The organism is Actinoplanes sp. NPDC048796, assembly GCF_040650035.1.
Taxonomy (GTDB): Bacteria; Actinomycetota; Actinomycetes; order Mycobacteriales; family Micromonosporaceae; genus Actinoplanes.
The window spans coordinates 308,397-331,838 of record NZ_JBEZGO010000009.1; the positions used below are offsets into that span (position 1 = coordinate 308,397).

General features: G+C 72.2%; 17 protein-coding genes. 6 read left to right on the top strand and 11 right to left on the bottom strand.

Going from position 1 to position 23,442, the window contains the following annotated elements:
• The 3 genes from AB0C26_RS32665 to AB0C26_RS32675 all read right to left on the bottom strand — a co-directional run bounded on the left by AB0C26_RS32665 (position 1) and on the right by AB0C26_RS32675 (position 2,217).
• On the bottom strand, positions 1–291 hold the full coding sequence (locus tag AB0C26_RS32665) for a hypothetical protein (RefSeq protein WP_360255363.1): 291 nt from the start codon (positions 289–291) through the stop codon (positions 1–3).
• 38 nt (positions 292–329) lie between these two features.
• Positions 330–1,898, bottom strand: a complete 1,569-nt coding sequence (locus AB0C26_RS32670; protein WP_360255365.1) for a methyl-accepting chemotaxis protein — start codon at positions 1,896–1,898, stop codon at positions 330–332.
• Positions 1,899–2,091: 193 nt separating this feature from the next.
• A complete protein-coding gene (locus AB0C26_RS32675; protein WP_360255367.1) occupies positions 2,092–2,217 on the bottom strand; it encodes a hypothetical protein in 126 nt (41 codons plus the stop codon).
• Here AB0C26_RS32675 and AB0C26_RS32680 point away from each other — a divergent pair.
• Positions 2,216–3,772: a Na+/H+ antiporter gene (locus AB0C26_RS32680; RefSeq protein WP_360255370.1), complete on the top strand. Its 1,557-nt coding sequence runs from the start codon at positions 2,216–2,218 to the stop codon at positions 3,770–3,772. The two genes, AB0C26_RS32675 and AB0C26_RS32680, sit on opposite strands and share 2 nt — an antisense overlap.
• 17 nt (positions 3,773–3,789) lie before the next feature.
• On the opposite strand, the gene AB0C26_RS32685 is transcribed toward AB0C26_RS32680, so the two are convergent.
• From AB0C26_RS32685 to AB0C26_RS32710, 6 genes are read right to left on the bottom strand one after another with little or no spacing between them, the layout of a single operon-like run.
• Positions 3,790–4,734, bottom strand: coding sequence for a 5,10-methylenetetrahydrofolate reductase (locus AB0C26_RS32685; RefSeq protein WP_360255372.1), 945 nt, complete (start codon positions 4,732–4,734; stop codon positions 3,790–3,792).
• Positions 4,727–5,635 (bottom strand): carbohydrate kinase family protein, encoded by a 909-nt coding sequence (locus AB0C26_RS32690; RefSeq protein WP_360255375.1) that lies wholly within the window; start codon positions 5,633–5,635, stop codon positions 4,727–4,729. Before AB0C26_RS32690 ends, AB0C26_RS32685 begins: the two co-directional genes overlap by 8 nt.
• The gene (locus AB0C26_RS32695; RefSeq protein WP_360255377.1) at positions 5,632–11,040 is read right to left on the bottom strand and encodes a carboxyl transferase domain-containing protein; all 5,409 of its coding nucleotides are present in this window, start codon (positions 11,038–11,040) and stop codon (positions 5,632–5,634) included. The genes AB0C26_RS32690 and AB0C26_RS32695 overlap by 4 nt, the downstream gene beginning before the upstream one ends.
• A gap of 15 nt (positions 11,041–11,055) precedes the next feature.
• Positions 11,056–12,240 (bottom strand): methionine adenosyltransferase, encoded by a 1,185-nt coding sequence (metK, locus tag AB0C26_RS32700; RefSeq protein WP_360255380.1) that lies wholly within the window; start codon positions 12,238–12,240, stop codon positions 11,056–11,058.
• Positions 12,237–13,316 (bottom strand): methyltransferase, encoded by a 1,080-nt coding sequence (locus AB0C26_RS32705; RefSeq protein WP_360255382.1) that lies wholly within the window; start codon positions 13,314–13,316, stop codon positions 12,237–12,239. The genes metK and AB0C26_RS32705 overlap by 4 nt, the downstream gene beginning before the upstream one ends.
• Positions 13,317–13,332: 16 nt before the next feature.
• Entirely contained in the window at positions 13,333–14,955 is a 1,623-nt protein-coding gene (locus tag AB0C26_RS32710) for an FAD-dependent monooxygenase (RefSeq protein WP_360255385.1), read from the bottom strand.
• 138 nt (positions 14,956–15,093) lie between these two features.
• Between AB0C26_RS32710 and AB0C26_RS32715 the strand changes: the two genes are divergently transcribed.
• Genes AB0C26_RS32715 through AB0C26_RS32725 form a run of 3 tightly spaced genes read left to right on the top strand, consistent with a single transcriptional unit; the run spans position 15,094 to position 17,498 of the window.
• A complete protein-coding gene (locus AB0C26_RS32715; protein ID WP_360255388.1) occupies positions 15,094–15,552 on the top strand; it encodes an anthrone oxygenase family protein in 459 nt (152 codons plus the stop codon).
• A gap of 15 nt (positions 15,553–15,567) precedes the next feature.
• A complete protein-coding gene (locus tag AB0C26_RS32720; RefSeq protein WP_360255391.1) occupies positions 15,568–16,566 on the top strand; it encodes a methyltransferase in 999 nt (332 codons plus the stop codon).
• On the top strand, positions 16,563–17,498 hold the full coding sequence (locus AB0C26_RS32725; protein WP_360255393.1) for an acyltransferase domain-containing protein: 936 nt from the start codon (positions 16,563–16,565) through the stop codon (positions 17,496–17,498). Before AB0C26_RS32720 ends, AB0C26_RS32725 begins: the two co-directional genes overlap by 4 nt.
• 34 nt (positions 17,499–17,532) lie before the next feature.
• Here AB0C26_RS32725 and AB0C26_RS32730 read toward each other — a convergent pair whose 3' ends face one another.
• Positions 17,533–18,291 (bottom strand): AfsR/SARP family transcriptional regulator, encoded by a 759-nt coding sequence (locus tag AB0C26_RS32730; protein ID WP_360255395.1) that lies wholly within the window; start codon positions 18,289–18,291, stop codon positions 17,533–17,535.
• Positions 18,292–18,770: 479 nt separating this feature from the next.
• Here AB0C26_RS32730 and AB0C26_RS32735 point away from each other — a divergent pair, with 479 nt between their 5' ends.
• The gene (locus AB0C26_RS32735) at positions 18,771–20,630 is read left to right on the top strand and encodes an MFS transporter (protein WP_360255397.1); all 1,860 of its coding nucleotides are present in this window, start codon (positions 18,771–18,773) and stop codon (positions 20,628–20,630) included.
• A 142-nt stretch (positions 20,631–20,772) separates the two neighbouring features.
• Positions 20,773–21,657, top strand: coding sequence for an NmrA/HSCARG family protein (locus tag AB0C26_RS32740; RefSeq protein ID WP_360255399.1), 885 nt, complete (start codon positions 20,773–20,775; stop codon positions 21,655–21,657).
• A gap of 1 nt (position 21,658) precedes the next feature.
• On the opposite strand, the gene AB0C26_RS32745 is transcribed toward AB0C26_RS32740, so the two are convergent.
• Positions 21,659–23,440, bottom strand: coding sequence for a multicopper oxidase family protein (locus AB0C26_RS32745; RefSeq protein WP_360255402.1), 1,782 nt, complete (start codon positions 23,438–23,440; stop codon positions 21,659–21,661).
• Between the last annotated feature and the right edge of the window lie 2 nt (positions 23,441–23,442).

Here is a 23,442-nt window from a genome sequence, read left to right on the forward strand (position 1 = left end):
TCAGCTCCTGGTGATGGTGTAGGCGGCGGACAGATGCTCGTGGGTGGCGACGCGGATACGCAGCGCCTGGCCGCAGAGCTGAGTGACCGGATCGGCGACGATCATGGCTTCGATCAGACGGGCCAGGGCCGGGCCGTCGGTCTCCCGGCCGGACAGCCGGCACGACGCCAGCAGGTCGGCCCAGACGGCGGAACCGTCGGGCCCGTGGACCCGGTGTACCGCCTGCTGCGCGTCGGCGAGAGTCGGCTGGTGCAACCCGTACGGCACCGCCGCTTGATCAACTCCGGACATCTGTCCCAACCCCTCGAAGGTCGTGGCGGTCGATCGGCTCAGTGCCGGAAGCCGTTGACCAGCATCGTGAGCTCGCCGGCCAGTCTGGTCAGGTCCCCGGCCGCCTGCTGGGTGGCCTTGGCGCCCTCGGCCGTGGCCATGGCGACCTCGGCGACGCCGGACACCGTCCGGGCGACGTCTCCGCTGCCGCTGGCCGCGTCGGCGACCGATCGGCTCATCTCACCGGTCGTCGCGGTCTGTTCCTCGACCGCCGAGGCGATCGTGGTGGTGTAGTCGCCGATCTGGGCGATCACCTCGGTGATCTCCGCGATGGCCTGGGTGGCGGAGCCGGTGGAGGACTGGATCGCGCCGATCCGCGCGGTGATCTGCTCCGTCGCCTGGGCGGTCTGCTGAGCCAGTTCCTTGACTTCGCCGGCGACGACGGCGAAACCCTTGCCGAGTTCACCGGCGCGGGCGGCTTCGATGGTGGCGTTCAGGGCCAGCAGATTGGTCTGCTCGGCGATGGCGGTGATCAGCCGGACCACCTCGCCGATCTCGGCGCTGGCCGCGCCGAGGCCCGCCACCTCGGCGTTCGTCCGTTCGGCGACCTGCATGCCCTGCTGAGCGACCTCGGCCGCCCGGGCCGCGTTGGACGCGATCTCGGCGATCGAGGCGCTCATCTGCTCGGCCCCGGCCGCGATGGTCTGCACGCCGGCGTTGACGTCCTCGGTGGAGGCCGATGCCTGCCGGGCCCGCGCGGCCGCGTCCCCGGCGCCGGCCTCCAACTGGGCGCTGACCGTGGACAGCTCCTCCGAGGCCGCGGAGAGGGTGGCCGCCGAGCCGCTGATCGTTCCGACCGTGTCGCGCAGACGGGCGGTCGCGGTGTCGAGCGACTGGGCCATCAAGCCCGGCTCGTCCCGTGCCGTCAAACCGGCGGTCCGGGTCAGGTCGCCTTCGGCCAGGCTGTCGCAGACCGTTTTGACCCGCTGGAGCGAGCCCACGATGTTCTTGGACACGAACACGCCCACGGCCACGGCGACCAGCACACCGAGCGCGATCAGGGCCAGCGCCTGGTACCGGCTGCGGTTGTACTTCGACTGCGCCGACTCCGCCGACGCGCGGGCCGCGTCGGATTCGGCCTCGGACAGGGTCGCCAGCGCCTGCGTCACCTGCTTCATCAGCGGCGAGACCTCGTCGTCCCGGACGGTGCGCCACTGCGCCGTGTCGTTGCGCCGGCCGGCCGGCAGGAGCTTGGACTTGGCGACGCTGACATAGGCCCGCCACTGCTGTTGCACGCCGGCGACGAGGCTCGCGTCACCGGCCGGGCCGCTGGCCTGGTAGGCGGCGAGAGCGTCGTCGAAGGCTTCCACGTCGGCCGCGAACGCCGACTCGTACTTGCTCATGCTCGCGTCGTCGGGGCTGACCAGCTGGTTGGCCAGGTCGAGGCGGGCGGCGTACAGGGAGGCACGGATGTTGCCGATCGCCTGGACGCTGGAGACGTTGTTGGTGTATATGCCCTGAGCCGATGAGCTCACCGCGCTCAGGGCGCTCAACCCGAGCCAGCCCACGAGAACGGCGACCATGGCGGCGATGAGGACCGCTGCCAGGATCTTGACTCTGACACTCACATCAGCGAAACGCCGGCGTCCGGGTTCCCGCACCACCGGCAAGGCATGTACAACCGTGGTCATCCGACTCCGCTCCCCCGCCGCAACACAGACCTGCGAACATCTCGCGCTCGTCCCCCATCATCCGTTTCGGCGTTCTCGCACGGTTGCTTAACGTGTCGGCGCATTCGCTCGGTTCGCCGGGCGAGGGCCGTCACGCCTCGTCCTGTTCGCGATCGCGCCGCTGCTGGTTGTCACCCTCATCGCCCGGGTACGCGGGGGACAGCACCGCCCGCGCCGCGGCCGGAGTACGCCAACCGCTGACCGGGAGGTCCGCCATGCTCGCCCTCGTCGTCGTAGTGGTGCTGGGCGCCGCGATCCTGGGGTCCGGCGCGCTCGCCGGCCGGCTGCGCCTGGCTCCGCCGGTCCTGCTGTTGGCGTGCGGCGTCCTGCTCGGCTTCGTACCGGCGCTGCGCGAGGTGCATCTGCCGCCGGAAACGGTCCTGCTGCTCTTCCTGCCCGTCCTGCTGTACTGGGAAAGCCTGACCACCTCCTTGCGGGAGATCCGCCGGGACCTGCGCGGCATCATCCTCATGGGAACCGTTCTCGTGCTGGTCACGGCGGCCGCGGTGGCCACGGCCGCACACGCTCTGGGCCTGCCGTGGGGCCCGGCCTGGGTGCTCGGCGCGGCCCTGGCCCCGACCGACGCCACCGCCGTCGGCGTGCTGGCCCGCCGGCTGCCGCGCCGCAACGTCACCCTGCTGCGCGCGGAAAGCCTCATCAACGACGGCACCGCCCTGGTCATCTACGCCCTCGCCGTCGGCATCACCGTGGGCGAGGAACACCTGACCACCCCGCACGTGTCGTGGCTGCTGCTGCTCGCCTACGGCGGCGGAGTGCTGGCCGGCTTGCTCACCGCCTGGGCCGGCGTACGGCTGCGCCGCGCCCTCACCGACCCCATGCTCGGCAACGTCGCCATGCTTGTCATCCCCTTCACCGCGTTCCTGCTCGCCGAGACCATCGAGGCCTCCGGCGTGGTCGCCGTCGTCATCTGCGGCCTGGTGATGAGCCAGGCCGGACCGCGAGTGGTCGATGCCGAGACCCGCAGCCAGTCCGTGGCGTTCTGGTCGCTGGCCACCTTCGTGCTCAACGGCGCGCTGTTCGTGCTCGTCGGCATCGAGGTGCACGAGGCCGTACGCGGTCTCACCAGCGTCGACCTGTGGCGCGGAACGGCCGCGGTGGTCGTCGTGTCGGCGGTCATGTTCGCCGCGCGGCTGGCCTTCCTGTTCGTCTCCGCGTACACGATCCGGGCGGTGGACCGCCGCCCCCAGCAGCGGCGGCGCCGCATCAGCAACCGGGCCCGCGTGGTCAGCGCGGTCGCCGGTTTCCGGGGCGCCGTCTCCCTGGCCGCCGCGCTGGCGGTGCCGGCCACCCTCGCCTCTTCAGAGCCGTTCCCCGGCCGCGACACCATCGTGTTCGTGACGGCCGGCGTCATCGTGGTCACGCTGGTGCTGCAGGCGCCGCTGCTGCCGGTGGTCGTACGGTGGGCGCGCCTGCCCGACGACACCTCCGTCGAGCGGGAACGCCGCCTCGCCGACACGACCGCCATGCGGGAGGCCCTGGCCGTCCTGCCCGAGCTCGCCGCCGAACTGAACACCGATCCGCAGGTGACCGACGAACTGCGGCACGAGTACGAACGCCACCTCAGGGTGCTGCAGGATCAGGACGACACCGGCAACGAGACCTCGCTGCGACGGGCCCTGATCGCCCGCAAACGCGAGACAGTGCTCCGCCTGCGCGACGAAGGCCACATCGACGACACCGTCCTGCGACGAGTACAGGCCAGACTCGACATCGAAGACCTGCGCCTCTCCGGCCACGATCTCGTCGAGTGATCCCCCTGGCCGGTCCCCTAGCGGTTGAGCAGGGCGGCCACTTCCGCGGTCAGCTCGGTGGCGGCTTCGATCTCCGCTTTGCGGATGGACACGCTCTCGATGTTGAAGCCGTGGGGCACGCCGAGGTGGTCGCAGAAGCCGGTGAGGTCGCGGGCGATGTGCCGTACCTGCCGGAAGGACTCGCCCAGCGGGTCGCCGGCGTGGCGGATCGACTGCTGGAGCCAGCGGGGCACCTCGACGCCCAGCCAGCTGAGGAATTCCAGGGTTCGCGGCGATCCGCACAACGACAACGTGAAGATCACCGGGCGGGGGTCGAGGCCGCGGGTGCGGCATTCGTGGGCGTAGTCGGAGATGAGGTTCTTGGTGGCGGCGATGTCGTAGACGACCTGGGACACGAAGAAGTCGCAACCCAGCTCCTGCTTGGTCAGCATGCGCCGGTGTTCGTCCTGGCGGCGGGCGTGGCGTTCACTGATCACGACCGCGCCCGTCACCAGGCCGGGGTTGACCTCCCGGCGCAGCTCGTGGGCGCGCCGCAGGCCGGTGCGGACCTCCTTGTCGCCGGAGGACGGGCCGACGAAGACGCTCAGCACCTGGCGCGGGTCGACGCCGGCCAGCCACGTCCGCAGCTCGCGCTCGCCGTACTTGCCGACGCACCGGTAGATGATCGCTTCCCGGTCCCATCCGTGCAGGTACTCCGCGTGGTAGCGGCCCGGGTCGAGCGTCGGCAGGTACGGGAAGGGCCGCTCGGCGGGATTGCGGTCGGCCTCGTCGTCGAGGTCGTAGAGGATCAGGCCGTCGAGGTCGAGGGCGTCGAGGCGCCGCAGGGTCACGGCGGCGATCTCCCTGATCCGGTCCGTGCTCTCGCCGCGCCTCGGTGGGGTGAGGCTGAACAGCAGCACGCCGGACTGCCGAAGGCGGAGCGCGGTCCGCAACGCCGTACGGGCGGCGACCGTCTCAGACATGGGCCAGCCCCCGCGGGTCGTACGTCTGCGTTCCGGCCCGCTCGAGGCACCGCGCGGCCACCCGGCATCCCAGCTCGGCCGCGGCGACCGGGCTCAGGCCCCGGGCCGTGCCGCTGAGGAACCCGGCCCGGAAGGCGTCTCCGCCGCCGGTCGGGTCGACGACGCGGTCGACCGGCACGGCGGGAACCGTCGACGTCCCCTGGCGGTCGGTGAGGCGTACCCCCTTGGCCCCCAGGGTCGTGACGGCCAGGCCGACGATCTCGGTGAGCTGACGGCCGGACAGGCCGGTCTTGTCGAGGAGCAGGTCGTACTCGTACTCGTTGGTGAACAGGTAGGCGGCGCCGGTGATGAACTCCCGGATCTCCGCGCCCGTCATGGCGGCCAGTTGCTGCGAGGGGTCGGCGGCGAACGGCCAGCCCCGGCTCCGGCACACCGCGGCGTGCCGGAGCATCGCGCCGGGCATGTCGGGGCCGATGAGGACCAGTGCCGGCGGGTGCCGGTCACCGACCGCGGCCAGGTCGATGTTCGCGCTCTCGCTCATCGCGCCCGGATAGAAGGTGGCGATCTGGCACAGTTCCCGGTCGGTGGTGCAGACGAACCGGGCGGTGTGCGCCGTCGTGCTCGTCAGGACCCCGGCGCAGTTCACGCCGCTGCGTTCGAGCCAGCCGCGATAGTCGACGTCGAAGTCGGCCCCGACCGCGCCGACCAGCACGGCCCGCTCGCCCAGCCGGGCGATGCCGTACGCGATGTTGGCGGCGACCCCGCCCCGGTGCACCGTCAGCTCGTCGGCCAGGAAGGACAGCGAGATGGCGGACAGGCTCTCGGGCAGGATCTGCTCGGCGAAGCTGCCGGGGAACGTCAGGAGGTGATCGGTGGCGATGGAGCCACTGACGAGGATCATGCGGCGGTTCCCTTCAGCGACGACTCGATCGCCCGGATCACCCGGGGACGCAGTTCGGCGGAGCTGATGACGGCGTCGACCGAGCCGACCTCGACGGCGCGGCGGATGTCGTGCCGGCGGTCGAACTCGGCCGCCACCTCGCCGAGTTTCTCCGCGCGGACGGCGGATCGGGTCTCGGCCAGGCGCGCGTTGAGGGCGGCGCGTTCGGTGCCGGTGGCCGCGGTGACGCGGGACTGGAGTTCGGCCACGCGAGGGTCGGCGCCGGTGCGCCGGTCGACCTCGCCGGAGAAGACCACGGCGGCGGCCGGCGCCCCGCCGAGGACCGAGGCGAACGATCCCTCCAGCGCCAGCACGGTCATGGCCGGGTTGAGCGCCTTGGAGAAGACCACGAAGGCGCCGCCGTGATAGCGGGAGACGACGACGAAGACGATCGGGCCGCGGAAGTTGACGATGGCCCGGCCGATCTCCGCCCCGTACTCCAATTGCCATTTGCGCATCGACTCGGGCGATCCGTCGAAGCCGGACAGGTTGGCCAGCACCACCAGCGGCCGATTGCCGGAGGCGGCGTTTATCGCTCGCGCGGCCTTCTTCGACGACTGGGGGAAGAGGGTGCCGGCGGTCCAGCTGTCCGGTCCGTCGGTGGGCGGGAAGCCCCGGCGGGGCAGCGGGCGCGACTCGATACCGAGCAGGCAGACCGGGAGACCGCCGAGGTGGGCGTCCTGCACCACGGCGGTGTCGGCGTCGGCCATGCCCGACCAGCGTTCCAGGACGGGGCGGTCCTGATCGGACAGCGCCCGCATGACCGTACGGATGTCGAAGGGCTTCTTGCGGTCGGGGTTGTGCTCGGCCGAGAAGATCTGGCCGACGGTGCTGAAGTCGCTGCCCTCGGCCGCGTGCGGGAAAGCGGAGATGTCGCGGCCGGGCGGGTCCTCGGTCACGGCTCGGCGGGGCGTGGTCTCCCCCGGCGCGACATAGGTGTGCTCGTAGTGGGCCATGAGCACGTCGCGGGCGGCGGAGATCGTGGGCGCGAAGTACTGCGCCTGACCGTTGGGCCCCATCACCCGGTCGTAGCCGCCGATGCCGAAGTTGTCCTCGGCCGACACACCGCCGGAGAAGTCCAGCGACCGTTTGCCGGTGAGGACCATGGCCGACTCGGGCGTCATGACCAGGATGCCCTTGGTGTGCATGAGCATGGTCGCCTCGGCGTTCCAGTACGGCTGGGCGCCCACGTTGATGCCGGCCACCACGACGTTGATCTCGCCGCCGGCCTGGGTGAACTCGACGATGCGCTTGAGCGCCGCCGCGACCCAGTCCATGTTCTCGGTGCCGGAGGTCATCGAGATGCGTGCCCCGGCCGACAGCGCGAACCACTCCACCGGCACCCGCATCCACTCGGCCAGGTCGAGGGCGGCGATCACCCGGGAACACTCGGCCTCGGACAGCGCGCCGAGCGCCTTGGTCGGGTCACCCAGCAGGACCATCCGGGTCACGCCGTCCGGATGCCGCGCGGTCGGGGTGGTCACCACGCCGGTGACGATGGCGGCGGTGTTGCGTCCCCTCGGCCGTTCGACCGGCACCAGGACGCCGTACTCGTCGAGGTCGTACTCGGTGAAGCGGCCCGCCGGGCCGGTGAGAAGACCGATCAGCTCGTACGGGTACACGGCGCCCCGGCTGCGCGAGCGCAGCACCTTGAGCCGGTAGTCGTCGAGGGGCCGCACCGGCTCGGCGGGCGGCGGCCCGAGGGAGAGCTGCGGCTCGCCGGTGGCGTCGAACCGTACCCGGACCGCGACCGGCTCCAGCTCACCGGTCGCCGGGTCGTGATGCCGGCCGATGAGCAGGATCTCCTCGAGGTCGGCGCCGGCCGCCGCCGGAAGCACGCGGGCGGCGATGGTCTCGACCTCGGCCCGGGTGAGGTCGCTCGGCGGCCACACGTAGACCACGATGTGGTTGGTGGGCAGGCGCGCCGCCGACGGGCGCCGGTCCCGGGCGCGGCGGATCGAGTCGAGGCAGGCGCCGACGGTGTCCTCGACGGTGGGCAGGGCGGCCAGCCGGCGGTCGGCGTCGCGCAGCGGGGTCAGGTCGCGAACCTGGGCGAACGCGATCAGGCGATCGTCGGCCGGGTTGTCGCGGGCCACGCCCCGGAAGAGGTAGACCTCCTCGTCGGCCGACGGCAGCCGGGTCAGGTCGAACGCGCTGAGCCGGGACAGCCGCATCCGCTGGGCGATGAACGGGTGCAGGCCGCGGATCAGGCGGTCCTCGGTGAGACGGCGGCCGCCGCCGGGGCGGAAGGTGAAGTGGTGATGGGTCACCGCGCCGCGCCGGCCGGCGATCGTGGCCGTGATCCGGCGCAGCGAGGCCGGCAGCCGGTGCCGGCCGATCGTCTCCTCGAGCCGGGCCGCGGCCTCGTCGAGGTCGGCCGGTTGCCCCTCCCAGGCCACGTACACGTCGGCGTGCGCCGCGTCCGTGTCGCCGGCGAGCTCGGCGAGGCCGCGTATCGCGGCGTCCAGCCGGTCGAACCGCACCGCGGTGGTGATCACGCTGGTGCCGGCCCGGTCGGCCACCACGTACGCGCAGCCGGCGGCCTCCCGCCGGCGTACCCCGGTCAGGCCCTTGTTGCCGTAGTAGCGGCGGGTGAGCACCTCGAGCATCACCTCGTGGCCCGCGTCGCGGCGGGCGAGCCGCTGGCCGAGCACCCGGACCAGCGGTTCGGTGCTGGCGACCATGGCCGCGACGCGGGCGGCGCGGTCCGGCGCGTCCGGGCGGGCGTCCAGGTGGCGCAGGTGACCGCGGATCTCGGCGTAGACGTGGGCGCGGTTGCGGCGCAGCAGCGGCTGGGCGAACCACGCGAACACCACGCCGCGGGCCAGGTCGGCGATGGCCGGGAACGGGATCCGGGCGACCGTCACCAGGCGCTCCAGCACCGCGCCGACCGGCTCGCGCAGGGCCGTGTCCGGCGGCGGGTCGCTCAGCCAGGCCCGCAGCAGGAGAGCCGCCACGGCGGCGCCGTCCGCGGCGCGCCGCCGGGCCAGGAAGACGCGGAACACCGCCGCTTCGAGCTCCGGCGTGCGGTCGAGACCGGCGACGCCGTAATGCGCGAGCACCGCGGCCAGCCGGTCCTGGAACGACGGTGGCAGCCCGGCCCGGTCGACGTCGAGGCTCTGCAGGTAGGTGTGGAAGTGCTCGCCGGCCCGGCGGTCGCGGCTCAGTTCGGCGAGGTCGGCGAAGACCCCCAGCAACTCCGCCTCCTCGGCCAGCGGGCGCCGGTCGTCGGCGGTGGCGGCCGCCCGCGCCGTCAGGTAGGCCGCTTCGTCGTGCGGGCCGGCGTCGTAGCCGAGCAGCCGCCCGCGAAGGTCGTCCCCACCCCGCCGGAGAGGGTCACCGGACGTCGCCGGGGCGGGCAGGTCGAGCTCGGCGGCCTCCCCCACGTCGTCGGCGATGGCCTCGCCGGTCGGTTCCAGCCGCAGCAGCGGCGCGCCGGCCTCGACCTGGCCGCCCACCGCGACGGCGCACTCCTTGACCCGGGCCGGGAACGGCGCCCGCAGCACCGTCTCCATCTTCATGCTCTCGAGCACCAGCACGGGCGCGCCGGCCTCGACCTCGTCGCCCACGGCGACCGGCGCGGCGACCACGATGGCCGGTCCCGGGGCGCGGACGACGCCGCCCTCGTCCCGGCTGATCCGATGGGCCACCCCGTCGACCTCGACGGTGTGCGCGGGCCCCTCGGTGGCGGCCAGCACGCGGTAGCGGACGCCGCCGACCCGCAGGTGCGCGCGGTAGCGGTCGAACCGGTCGAGCTCGGCCTCGGCCCGGTGATCGCCGACGCCGACGCGGAAGCGCCGCGGGCCGGCGCGCTCCACCAGTACCCGGTATCCGGCGCCGCGCAGCTTCAGGTCCAGGGGCCGGCCGCTGATCGGGCGGGCCTGCGGGCGCCCGCCGGCGGCGGTGGACAGCAGGTGTTCCCGGCCGGCACGCTCCTGTTCCTCGTACGCCCCGATGGCGGCCGCGATGAGCGCGACCGCCGCGTGCCGGCGGGCGACCAGCCGGCCCTCGCCGCGGACCCGGTCGATCCAGCCGGTGTCGGCGCCGGCGCCGATCACCTCCGGCTGGTCGAGCAGGTCGAGCACGAAGCTCTTGTTGGTGGCGCCACCGTCGATGATCACGGTGGTCTGCGCCATGGCGCGGCGGAGCCGGCCCAAGGCCTCGTCCCGGTCCGCCCCGTACGCGATGATCTTGGCGATCATCGAGTCGAAGTCGCCGGGGATGACGTCGCCCTCGCTGACGCCGGTGTCGACCCGGATGCCGGGGCCGGCCGGCAGGGCGAGCCGGACGATCCGGCCGGGTGAGGGCGCGAAATCGCGGTCCGGGTCCTCGGCGTTGAGGCGGGCCTCGATGGCGTGCCCTCGCTCGGCCGGCGGCCGGCCGTCGAGCCGTTCCCCGGCGGCGATGCGCAGCTGCGCCTGGACGAGGTCGAAGCCGGTGGTCGCCTCGGTGATCGGGTGCTCGACCTGAAGGCGGGTGTTGACCTCCAGGAACGCGAACGCCCGGGTACCCGGGTGATACAGGAACTCCACGGTGGCCGCGCCCCGATAGCCGACCCGCAGGGCCAGCCGCTCGGCCGACGCCTTGAGCTCGGCGGCCTGGTCGCCGCCGAGCACCGGCGAGGCCGACTCCTCGATCACCTTCTGGTTGCGCCGCTGCACCGAGCAGTCGCGGACACCGAGCGCCCAGGCCGTGCCCTGCCCGTCCGCGATCACCTGAACCTCGACGTGCCGGGCCCCGGTCACCAGCCGCTCCAGGAAGACGACGCCGCTGCCGAAGGCGCGGGCCGCTTCCTGACTGGTGCGTTCGTACGCCTCCGACAGCTCCGCCTCGTCGCGGACCACCCGGATGCCCCGGCCGCCGCCACCGGCCGTGGCCTTGAGCATCAGCGGGTAGCCGATCCGCGCCGCCGCGGCCAGCGCCTCCTCCAGCGTCTCGACCGGGCCGCGGCTCCACGGCGCGACCGGCACGCCGGCCTGTTCGGCCAGGAGCTTGGCGCCGATCTTGTCGCCGAGCCGGCGCATCGCCTCCGGACCCGGGCCGACGAAGGTGACGCCGATACGCTCGCACAGTTCGGCGAACGCCGGGTCCTCGGCCACGAACCCCCATCCGACCCACGCGGCGTCGGCCCGGGTCTCGACGAGCGCTCGGCGGAGCACCTTCAGGTCGAGATAGGGCCGGGCCGAGGCGGGCCCGAGGTCGTACGCGACGTCGGCCTCCCGGACGAACGTGGCGGCCCGGTCGACGTCCGTGTAGAGCGCGATGACCTCGATGGCGGCCGAGGTCCGCGCCGACAGCTCACGGACGGCGTGGATCAGCCGCATGGCGGCCTCACCACGGTTGACGATGGCGATGCGCTCGAACACCGGCTTCACTCCCCCTCAGGCGGCGGCGTTCTTCAGGTCCTGGGCGCGGTCGGTGCTCTCCCAGAGCAGTTCCGGAAGCTCCCGGCCGAAGTGCCCGTAGGCCGCGGTCCGCTGGTAGATCGGCCGCAGCAGGTCCAGGTCGCGGATGATGGCCGCCGGCCGAAGGTCGAACACCTCGTCGATGGCCTTCTCGATGCGTTCGACCGGTACGTTCTCGGTGCCGAAGGTCTCGACGAACAGCGACACCGGGTGGGCCTTGCCGATCGCGTACGCCACCTGGGTCTCGCACCGCTCGGCCAGCCCCGCCGCGACCACGTTCTTGGCGACCCACCGCATGGCGTACGCCGCCGACCGGTCCACCTTGGACGGATCCTTGCCGGAGAACGCGCCACCACCGTGCCGGGAGTATCCGCCGTACGTGTCGACGATGATTTTCCGGCCGGTCAGGCCGGCGTCGCCCATCGGCCCGCCGATCTCGAAGCGGCCGGTCGGGTTGACCAGCAGGCGGTAGCCGTCGGTGTCGAGGCCTTCCAGTTCCGGCGCGATGACGTGCTCCCGGATGTCGGGCGTGAGCATCGACTCCAGCGAGATGTCGGCCGCGTGCTGCGACGACACGACCACCGTGTCCAGGCGCACCGGCGTGAAGCCGTCGTACTCGATGGTGACCTGGGTCTTGCCGTCCGGTCGCAGGTACGGAATCGTGCCGTCCTTGCGTACCCGCGACAGCCGGCGGGCCAGGCGGTGGGCGAGCGCGATCGGCAGCGGCATCAGCTCGGGCGTCTCGGAGCAGGCGAAGCCGAACATCATGCCCTGATCGCCGGCGCCCTGGGAGTCGAGGACGTGCTCGCTGTCGCCCGCACGCAGCTCCAGCGCGCTGTCGACGCCCTGCGCGATGTCCGGCGACTGGGAGCCGATCGACACGCTGACCCCGCAGGAAGCCCCGTCGAAGCCCTTCTTCGACGAGTCGTAGCCGATCCGCAGGATGGTGTCCCGGACGATGCTGGGGATGTCGGCGTACGCCTGGGTCGTGACCTCACCCGCGACATGTACCTGCCCGGTCGTGATCAGCGTTTCCACCGCGACCCGGCTCCGCGGGTCCTGCCGCAGCAGGGCGTCGAGGACACCGTCGCTGATCTGATCGGCGATCTTGTCCGGGTGGCCCTCGGTGACCGACTCCGAGGTGAACAGGCGGCGCGTCATGACCGGAGCTCGCCGGTGACGAGCGCCAGCGGAGCGTGGATGCGGGTGACCCCGACCAGATCGAAGCCGGCCGCGTCGAGCAGCGCCCCGAAATCACGCTCGGTGCGCTCCTTGCCCGGCCCGATCAGCATCATCAGCACGTCCAGCAGCGCGGTGAACGTCGGGTTGGGCTCGGCGCCCTCGGTCACCACGTGCTCGACCAGCACGATCCGGGCCTTGCCCTTGGCCGACGCCGCGCAGTTGCGCAGGATCTTCAGGCACGTCTCGTCGTCCCAGATGTGCATGACCTGGCGCATCACATAGAGGTCGGCCGTGACCGGCACCGACTCGCGGATGTCGGCCGGGATCAGCGTGACCCGGTCGGCCAGCTCGCCGCCGGTGCGCAGGCTCTCCCCGGCCTGCCGCAGCACCTCGGGGCTGTCCAGCAGGGTGCCGGTGAGCTCGCGGTGCTGGGCCAGCACCCCGGCCAGCAGTCCGCCCTGGCCGCCGCCGACGTCGGCCACGGTCCGCACGCCGTCGAGGTTCAGCGCCTCGACGATCGGCCCCGTGGTCCACTTGCCCGACTCGGACATGGCCCGGTTGAAGACGGTGGCCGCCTCCGGGTTGTCGTCGCGGAAGTAGCTGTAGAGATCCTTGCCGTACGCGGTGGGGAAGACCGCTTCTCCGGTACGCACGGCGTCGGCCACGCTTCCCCACACGCGCCAGTTCCACTCGGAGTTGGCGAGCAGGGTCAGGTTCCGCACGCTGCCCGGCGCGTCCTCGCGCAGCGCTCGGCTGAACTCGGTGTGCCGGAAGGAACCATCGTCGCCGGCCGCGAAGAAACCGTGCGCGACCAGGGCCCGCATCAGCCGCAGCAGGGCCGCCGGGTCGGTGCCGGTCCGCCGGGCCAGCTCGTCCAGGGCGACCGGCTCGTCGTCGATCCGGTCGGCCAGGCGCAACTCGGTGGCGGCCTGCACGAGCCCGCTGGACCACATCAGCTGCACGAAACGGCGGACCGTGCCGGCCGCCTCGAACGGGGACTGCCCGGCGCCGACGGGCAGCGGTTCGGGACCGATACGCAAAGGGGTGACTGCCATTTTCATTCTCCTCTGGTCAGGGCTGACGATCGAGCAGGGCGCGGACGGCGCCGTCCACTTGTTCCGCCGGGTTCTTCGGCGCGGCCGGCTCGCGCCAGCCCACGAACCCGTCCGGGCGCAGCAGCACGGCGCCCTCGGGGCCGATGCCGAACGCCTCCCACCACGGCGACCGCTCGGCCCGGTAGTCGCCGCCGTCGCCGATCCGCACGTGGCGCACCAGGTCGCCGCCGGCCACCTCGTCCCAGCGGTTCGTGCCCGCGTCGGTGAGCAGGACCAGGGTGTCGGCGCACAGGTCGTGGGTGGAGATCCGGCCCTCGGCGCCGACCAGCCAGCGGTGCGGCACCCGGGTGCCCGGGCGGCCCGTGAGGTCGAGCTCGACCGGCACCGTCTCGAGCTCGCGACCGGCGTCCGCCTCGTCCGGCAGCACCGCGGCCGAGGTGTAGCGATAGCCCAGGATGACGTTGGGGAAGTCGCGGAAGCCGGGCTCGCGGTGGGCGGTGGCCCGGTTGCGCTCACGCAGCAGGGCCTGGTCGGCGGTGGCCAGGCCGACCGGGCGGCGCTCGGCGTCGTAGGTGTCGAGCAGGCCGTCGCCCGCCCGGCCGTGCAGCACCGCGGCCAGTTTCCAGGCCAGGTTGTGCGAGTCCTGGATGCCGGCGTTGGCACCGAAGCTGCCGTCCGGCGGATGGGTGTGCGCGGCGTCGCCGGCCAGGAAGACCCGGCCCGACCGGAACCGCTCGGCGATCAGGTGCGCCGACTCCCACGGGAAGGTGCCCTCGATCTCGATGGGCCGTTCCACGCCGAGCGCGGCGGTCACCAGTTCGGTGCATTTCTCCCGGCTGAACAGGCTCGGCTCGATCCCGGAGGCCACCGGATATCCGGTCCAGAACATCCACCGGTCGGCGCCGTCCAGGCAGACCGCCACTCCCTGCACGTTCTGGTTGGCGATGAAGGTCAGGATGAACTTGTGGTCGCCCACCACCGGTTTCATGTCGGATCGGAAGACGACACTCACCATCTTCTGCAGTACGCCGTTGCCGGTGCGCCGGATGCCCAGCGACTCCCGGATGCCGCTCTGCACACCGTCGGCGGCGATGACGTACTTCGCGCGCACCGTGGTGACGGCGCCGGTGCGGGTGTCGGTGAGATCGGCCCGTACGCCGTCGCCGGTGTCGGTCATCGCGGTCATCCGGGTGTCGAAGCGGATGTCGGCGCCGAGCCGGCGGGCTCCGCGCAGGATCACCGGTTCCAGCAGGTCCTGCCCGCACCACACCGGCTTGGCCGGGCTCAGGTCGAACGAGAACTCCTCGCCGACCTCCATCACCTGCGCCGAGTCCAGGTCGGACAGTGAGCGGGAGCGGAGGATGACCCGCGGGATCACGCCGGGTTCGGCGTCCGGGCCCTCGGCGACCGCCCGGGGCACCAGCCGCAGGCCGGTCGCCTGGATCTCCTCGGCCAGGCCGGCCATCCGGAACAGTTCCATGCTGCGCGCGTGCACCCCGGTCGCCCGGGTCAGCGGCGAGGTGGTCGACCGGCGCTCGACGAGCGTCGGGGTGATGCCGAGACGGGACAGGAACAGTGCGGCGGACAGCCCGACCGGGCCGCCGCCCACGATGAGAACCGGCACTTCCTCGGTAGCCATGCGACTCCTTCTCCGGCGGAGACTCGGAAGTCCGCATCGTCGCAACGGCGGCTAGAGCCCCGTTGGAGAACGCATGGACCCGGATCGGCCCTAGCCCGGCTCGACCGGGGCTCCACCCGCGGCGCCCAAGATGCCCTCATGTGGATCTGGGTGCTGAGCGTGCTGGGCGTCGTCGCGGCCGGGCTGGCCGCGGGGGTCCTGTTCGGAGTGGCGTTGGCCAACGTGCCGGGGTTCGCGGCCATGCCCGCGGCCAGCTATGTCCGGGTGCATCAGAGCTTCGACCGGCGCTACGAGCCGACCATGCCGATCCTGGTGCTCGGCGCGGCCGCGGCCGACCTGGCGCTGGCCGTGCTGGCCGAGCCGGTGGCCGCGCGCGTCCTGTTCGCGCTGGGCGCCGTCCTGCTGGTCGTCGTGGCCCTGGTGTCACAGCTGCGCAACGTGCCGCTGCTGGCCACGTCCGTCCGCCAGGCCGACCCGGACCGGTTGCCGCCGGCCTGGAGCGACCCTCGCCCGCGCTGGCGGCAGTGGCACCTGGTCCGCACCGCGTCCGGGGTGGCGGGTTTCGCCGTCACCGTCGCGGCCGTCATCAACCTGTGAACCGGAGGAATCGTCATGGAGGGTAATCCCGTCGCTCGCCTGTCCGCCCTGGCCGACGCGATCACGCCGTGGGCCATCCGGGTGGCGGCCACCCTGGGCATAGCGGACGCTCTCGCCGGCGGCCCCCGCCCGGTGGCCGAGCTGGCGGCCGCGGCCAAGGTCGACCCGGACGCGCTGGCCCGGGTGCTGCGCTACCTGGCCGCCCGGGGCGTGTTCACCGAGCCCGGCCTGGACGTCTTCGCCCTCACCGAGCTGGCGGCACCGCTGCGGTCGGACCACCCGGCCGGCCGGCACGCGTGGCTGACCATGAACGGCATCGGCGGCCGCCTGGACCGGACGTTCAGCACGCTGCTCGACGTCGTCACCACCGGCCGGCCCGGCTACCCGCTGCTCTACGGCAAGCCGTTCTGGCAGGACCTGATGGACGACCAGGACCTGTCCGACTCGTTCGACGCCCTGATGACCACGCACGCGCCCTGGTTCTCGGAGGTCGCGGCCGCGCGTGACTGGAGCGCGGCGAAGCGGGTCGTCGACGTCGGCGGCGGCTCCGGCGCGCTGCTGGCGGCCATCCTGCGGCAGGCGCCGCATCTGCACGGCACCCTGGTCGACCTGCCGGCGACCATCGCCACGGCCAAGGAGTTCCTGGGCGGCGACCTGGCCGACCGGTCGACCACGGTGGCCGGGAGCTTCTTCGACGAGTTGCCCGCCGGCGACGACGTCTACGTGCTGTCCAACGTGCTGCACGACTGGAGCGACGCCGACGCCCGGCGCATTCTGGCCCGGTGCGCCGAGGCCGTGCCGTCCGGCGGGCGCCTGCTCATCGTGGAGCGGATCATCGCCGGTCAGCTCGACGCCGACATGGTGACCCGGATGGACCTGCGGATGCTGGTGCTGGTCGGTGGCCGGGAACGGTCGGCCGACGAGTACGGCGATCTGGCCGCCGAGGCCGGTTTCCGGCTCGACCGCGAGATCCCCACCGCGTCGGGGCCGACGATCCTCGAGTGCGTTCGATGACCGACGCGGTATTCCTCTTCTCGGGCCAGGGCAGTCAGTATCCGGCGATGGCGCGCGACCTGTTCCGCTCGGACGAGCGGTTCCGGGCTCACCTGCAGCACGTGGACGTGTGCCTGCGCCAGGTGGGCGGCCGCTCGGTCCTGCCCCACCTGCTGCTGGCCCAGCCCCCGTTCGACGACGTGGCGGTCACCCATCTCGGCATCTTCGCCACCCAGTACGCCTCGGCCATGATGCTGATCGACCGCGGGGTGCGGCCGACGGCGGTGCTGGCCATCAGCCTCGGCGAGTTCGCGGCCGCGGTCCTCAGCGGCGCGTGGTCGCTGGAGCACGCCGGCCGCGTCCTGGCGGTACAGACCCGGGCGCTGGCCGAGCACTGCGACCCGGGCGGGATGATGGCCGTCCTGGCCCCGCCCGAGGCGCTGGCCGGCCCGCTCGCCGCGCTGCCGCAGCGGCCGGAGGTGGCGCTGCGCAGCCGGCGCCACTTCGTCCTGGCGGGCAGCCGGGACGCGCTCGACACGGCCGCCGCGTGGCTCGGCGAGCGCGGTCACGCCTCGGTCCGGATGCCGGTGACCCGGGGCTTCCATTCGAGGCAGATCGATCCGGCCCGGGAGCCGTTCCTGTCCGCCGCCGCGAGCGACGGCAGCGTCCGCGGCCCGCGGATCCCCTGGTTCTCCTGCGCGCTGGCCGGCGAGCGCACGGACCACCCGGTTCCGGCCGATCTCTGGCACGCCATCCGCGCGCCCATCCGGTTCCTCGAGACGGCCGCCGTGCTGGGCGCCGGCGAAAGGCGCCGCTACGTCGACGTGGGCCCCGGCGCGGCCCTGACCACGCTCATGCGGGACAACGACGTGCCGATGATCGAGTGCCGGCCGCTGTCCACCGCCCAGGGCGACGTGACACGGCAGTTGAGCCGGCTGCTGACGAGCAGCTGAGCGCGGACCGCCGCCACGGTCCGGCACGGCCTTTTCAGTGTGTGGATCCGGCGAGCACCTCGAGCTGAAGGCGCTCCATCTGGGGTGAGGGGTCGAGCCCGAGCTCCTCGTCGAGGATGCGGCGGGCGTTCTGATAGGCGCGCAGGGCGTCGCCCCGGCGCGACGAGCGGTGCAACGCGATGATCAGCTGCTCGTGGAACCACTCGTTCAGCGGGTAGCTGGAGACCAGGGTCTGCAGCTGGGGCACGATCTCGCGATGCCGTCCCAGCTGCATCTCGGCCGCGACCAGCAGCTCGGTGGCCCGGATCCGCTCCTCCTCGAGCCGGGCCACGTCGGTCTCCAGCTGCCGCCCCTTGCTGACGTCGTCGAGGGCGGGGCCACGCCACAGCCGCAGGGCCTGCCGCAGGTGCTCGACCGCGCCGGCGTGCCGGCCCTGCTCGGCGTCGGCCTGGCCGCGGGCCACGAGCTGGGTGAACTCGGTGAGGTCGAGGGCGGCGTCCGGGACCCGCAGCGTGTAGCCGGGATGCTGCGTGAGCAGCCGGCAGCCGTCGTCGTGGGGCGCCGTCTGCCGCAAGCGCTTACGCAGGTGATAGACGTACGTCTGAATTGTCGTCACGGCGCTCGACGGCACGTCCTCGTCCCATACCTCGCGAATTATCGCGGGAACGCTGACGGTTTCGTTCGGGTGCAGCAGAAGGAGAGCGAAGACCTCCCGCATCTTCGGCGCGGTCAATCTGCAGGCCCGCCCCTCGAAGCGGATTTCGAGCGGACCGAGGACTTTCAATTCCCACATTGGGGTCTCCTTGTTACGGTCGCGTGACTCGCGTATTACTGCTCGCACACGGCTATATGAATAGCCGTCAGCTGGAACAAAACACCCAGCCACCGTACGCAGAGCATCACCGAGGGCGCAACGCCAAAGACTGAGCGTGATCATGCGCCGTGACGCCGCCGGACCCTCCACCTGTATCGCAGGTCACGTGATGACGATCATATTGTCCGTATTAAACGAATATTTAGTGACCACGAAATCGGCTCCCGCTTCGCATGCCGGAAAACTGGACAGGATTCGGCTATTACGACATGTCTACTTTGGATCCAGTTTGGATCTTTCATTTGTCGCATCGACGACAGTGCATTTATGGCAACCCGCCGGCCGGGCGGCGACGGGCGGCCGGGCGGCGATCCGCTTGCCCGGCGTCGCCTCCGCGATTACTCTTACGCGAGTAATCGCACTGGACTAAGACGCACGCTCAGAATCGGGCGGTTCCCATGGCAGACGACACGGCCACCAGCTGGCAGACCGACACCGCACCACCCGACCCGCGCCGGTGGTACGCGCTGGCCGCGGTCCTCGCGGGGGCGCTGATCATCCTGATCGACAGCACCATCGTGAACGTGGCGATCCCGCCGCTGCAGCGGGACCTCGAGGCCAGCTACGACGCCGCCGAGTGGGTGATCACCGGCTACGCGCTGGCGTACGGCCTGCTGCTCATCCCCGGCGGCCGCCTCGGCGACCGCTTCGGCTACAAGAAGCTGTTCCTGCTCTCGCTGATCGGCTTCACGGTCACCTCCGCACTGTGCGGCCTGGCGCAGGGACCGGTCAGCCTCATCGTCTGGCGGGTGCTGCAGGGCGCCATGGCCGGCCTGATGAACCCGCAGATCCTCGCGGTCATCCAGGTCGCCTTCCCGATGAAGGAGCGCGGCCGCGCGTACGGTCTCTACGGCGCCGTCAGCGGCGTCGCGGTGGCGCTCGGCCCACTGCTGGGCGGCCTGCTCATCGAGTGGAACGTGCAGGATCTCGGCTGGCGGCCGATCTTCCTGATCAACGTGCCGCTCGGCATCATCACGATCGCGATGGCCGCCGCCTGGCTGCGCGAGGCCCGCGGCCGGGGCGGCTCGCTCGACCCGCTCGGCATCCTGCTGATCGGCTCGGCCATCTTCCTGCTCAGCTTCCCGCTGGTCGAGGGACGGGCCGCCGGCTGGCCGGGATGGGCCTGGATCATGCTGGCCGCGTCGGTGCCGGTGTTCGTGCTGTTCGTCCTGTACGAGCGGAGCCGTACCCGGCGCGACCGGGAACCGCTGATCGACCTGAACCTCTTCCGCGGGCGCACGTTCAGCGCCGGCATCGGCATCGGCTTCGCCTACTTCGCCGGCTTCATCAGCCTCTGGTTCGTGCTCTCCCTCTACCTGCAGCTCGGTCTGGCCCGCTCGGCGCTCTACGCCGGTCTGGTGCTTCTGCCGTTCGCCGTCGGCTCGTTCGCCGGCGGCCTGTTCTCCGACTGGTTCTCGGCCCGGATGGGCCGCTGGGTGATCGCGCTCGGCGCCGGCCTGGTGTCGGCCGGCATCATCGGCCTCATCGTCACCATCAACAGCGCCGGCGTCGACGTGTCGGGCTGGGCCCTGGTGCCCTCCCTGCTGGTCAGCGGCCTCGGCTCCGGGCTGGTCATCTCGCCCAACGTCGACATCGTGCTGTCCGGCGTGCACTGGAAGGACGCCGGCGCGGCCAGCGGCGTGCTGAACACCGCCCAGCGGCTCGGTATGGCGCTGGGCCTGGCCGTCGTCGGCGTCGCGTTCTTCGGCGCCCTCGGCAACCACGCGGCGACCTCGGCCGAGCAGGTGACCCCGCAGCTGCAACGGCAGCTGGCGGCGGCCGGGCTGAGCCCGGACGCGGTCCAGCAGGGCGTCGCGGGGTTCCAGCAGTGCTTCGTCGACCGGGGCAACGCCGACGATCCGACGGCCGTGCCCGCGAGCTGCCCGCCGGCCGAGGCCGGTCCGGTCGGCGCCGCGTTCACCGAGGCGGCCGACGCCGCCGTGGCCGACAACTTCACCCACGCCGTGCTGGTCGGCGCCGCCTATTCGCTCGGCGCCGTGGTGCTCAGCCTGCTGCTCGTCTTCGTCCTGCCCAAGCCGGCGCCGCAGAGCTGGGGCGGCGGCGACGGCGACTGGGGCGGCGGCGACACCACGCAAAGCGGCGACTGGGGCGGCGACAAAGCCGGCAGCGGCGACTGGGGCGGCGGCGGCGACAACGCCGGGAAGAGCGACTGGGGCGGTGGCGGCGCCGCCGCCGACAGCGGCCGGCCCGAGGCCGAGACCGGCAAGGACTGGACGAAGACCGACAACAAGACCTGATTCGTACGCCCCGCCCGCCGGCACCCGTTCCATTCCCCCCGGAACGGGTGCCGGTGCATCTCCGGCGGCCCTAGCCGGCGTCGAGTGGGCCGCGACCGGCGGCGACCACAGTGAAACCCAAACACTCATGGAGGAGACACGCATGGCTTTCAGCGTCTTGGTCACCGGCGCCACCGGGCTTCAGGGCGGCGCCGTCGCCCGCCGGCTGCTCGCCGACGGGCACACCGTCACCGCGCTCACCCGCAAGCCCGACTCGGCGCCGGCGCGGGAGCTGGCCGGCCGGGGAGCCCGGCTGGTGACCGGCGACTTCACCGAGCCGGCCTCGCTGCCCGGCGCCCTGGCCGGCGTCGACGTGGTCTTCGCGATGGGCACGCCGCTCGAGGCCGGCCCCGACGGCGAGACCCGCCAGGCGATCACCCTGCTCGACGCGGCCGCGGCGGCCGGGGTGCGGCATCTGGTCTACAGCTCGGCCGCGAACGCGGACAAGGGCACCGGCATCAGCTGGTTCGACAGCAAGCACCGGGTCGAGCAGCACCTGCGCGGCCTCGGCGTGCCGTGGACCATCGTCGCGCCGGCCGTCTTCATGGAGGTCGTCAGCAGCGCGCAGACCGTGGCCGGGCTGCGCGAGGGCAAGCTGGTGATGCCCCTGAGCCCCGACCGCACCCTGCAGTACGTGGACCCGGAGGACATCGCCGGCTTCGTCTCGCTGGTGCTGGCCGACCCGGGCCGCTTCGCCGGGCGCCGCGTCGACCTGGTCTCCGACGTCACCACCGGCCCGGCGCTGGCCGAGCTGCTCACCAAGCACGTCCAGCGCCCGATCGCCTACACCCGCAACACGGTCGAGGAGTTGCGCCGCTACGGCGGCGACGATGTCGCCAAGATGTTCATCTGGTTCGAGAACGGCGGCTTCGACACGGACGCGGCCGCCCTGCACGCCGAGTTTCCCGAGGTCGGCTGGCACACCTTCGAGCAGTGGGCCGGCCGGCAGGACTGGGACGAGGTGATGAGCCGGCAACCGGCCTGGTGAGTCACTGCACGGTGAAGTTGGCCATCATCATCATGTCCTCGTGCTCAAGGTTGTGACAGTGGAAGACGTACTTGCCACGCCACCCCTCGAACCGGCTGACGATCCGCACGGTCTCGCCCGGCCGGACCCGGACGGTGTCCTTCCAGCCGCCGTCCCACGGCTCGGGGCTCTGCGGCCGTGACCGCGACAGAACCCGGAAATGCACCAGGTGCAGGTGTACCGGATGGGCCACGTCGCTGGTGAACTCCCAGATCTCCGTGCTGCCCAGGGCCGGCGCGGCCAGGCTCTGCCGGTCGTCGAACATGGCGCCGTTGATGCCCCACATGCCGTCGGCGCGGCGGGTGAAGTCGAAGTGACGGATCCCCACCGCGTCGGCGGGATCGGGCAGGTCGAGCGGCGGGGCGAGCCGGGACGGGACGGTGGCCGTCTCGGTCTCCCGCCGCACCACGTCGAAGCACATCAGCTCGGTGATCTGCGGAACCGTGCGGTCGTTGTTGCGCAGGACGACGCGGGTGCCGACCGGGTAGAGACCGAAGTCGATGACCACGTCGAACCGCTCGGCCGGCGACATCACGATGTTGCGCAGCGCCACCGGCGAGGAGAGCAGCCCGCCGTCGCTGCCGACCTGGACGAACGGGTCGCCCGACGGCGGGGGCGGGTCGAGCGTGATGTCCCAGTGGCGGGCGTTGGAGGCGTTGAGGACGCGGAAGCGGTATTTCGTCGCGCTGACCTCCATACGCGGCCAGGGCACGCCGTTGACCAGGGCGGTGTCGCCGTACTGCCCGTTCATGGCCCACGGGTAGAGCCCGGGGGTCCGCAACGTCGGGTCGGAGCTCGGGTAGTACATCGCGCCGTCGGCTTCGAAGAGCCGGTCGGTGACCAGCAGCGGCACGTCCTTGGCGCCGGCCGGCAGCGGCAGCGAGTCCTCGACCGCGTCGCGGATGATGTGGAACCCGGCGAGGCCCCGGTAGACCTGCGGGCCGGTGAAGTCGAGACGGTGGTCGTGGTACCACAGCGTGGCGCCGCGCTGATCGGTCGGATACGTGTACCGGCGCGAGGTGCCGGGCGCCATCAGGTCGGTCGGGTGACCGTCCTCCCCGGGCGGGTTCTTGCCCCCGTGCAGGTGGACGGCGACCGGCACGGCGAGCCGGTTGGTGTGGTCGACAATCGTCGGCCGCCCGGACCGGGCCATGATCGTCGGGCCCGGGAAGACCCCCTCGTACCCCATGATCGGGGTCCGCAAGCCGGGGATGATCTCGATCGAGGCCTCGCGCTGGGTCATGGCGTAGTACGTGCCGCCGGCGTCGTCGCGAACCGGCCGCTGCACCGGCGGGACCACGAAGGGCAGCGTGAAATGCGCGACCGGCGGGCTCGCCTTCGGCGGGTTGCGCGGCGGCACCCACTCGCTCGGGCCGGCGCCGCGCCGGCCGTGCGCGTCCGACGTGGGCGTGCCGGAGCTGGGCCTGCCGGAGCTGGGCGTGTCGGCACAGCCTTTGTTCGTCAGGACCACGGCGCCCGCGGTCACGGCCAGCACGCCGACGCTGAGCGCGTGCCGCCGGCTGACCAGCCGGGCGGCCTTCTCGCCGAAAGTGGGTTCGAACACGACGACATTCACCTCGCTGTGGTCGGCGCCGCCCGGGGTCCGCCGCCGGCGCAGTCGCTCGCGGGCGGCGGACCAGGCACGACGTGCGAGCCGGCCCAGCAGGACCAGATGGGCCCCGACGACACAGGCGATCTCGAAAGCCCGCCAGACGAGGTGGGCCCAGCCGTAACGATCACCCATGA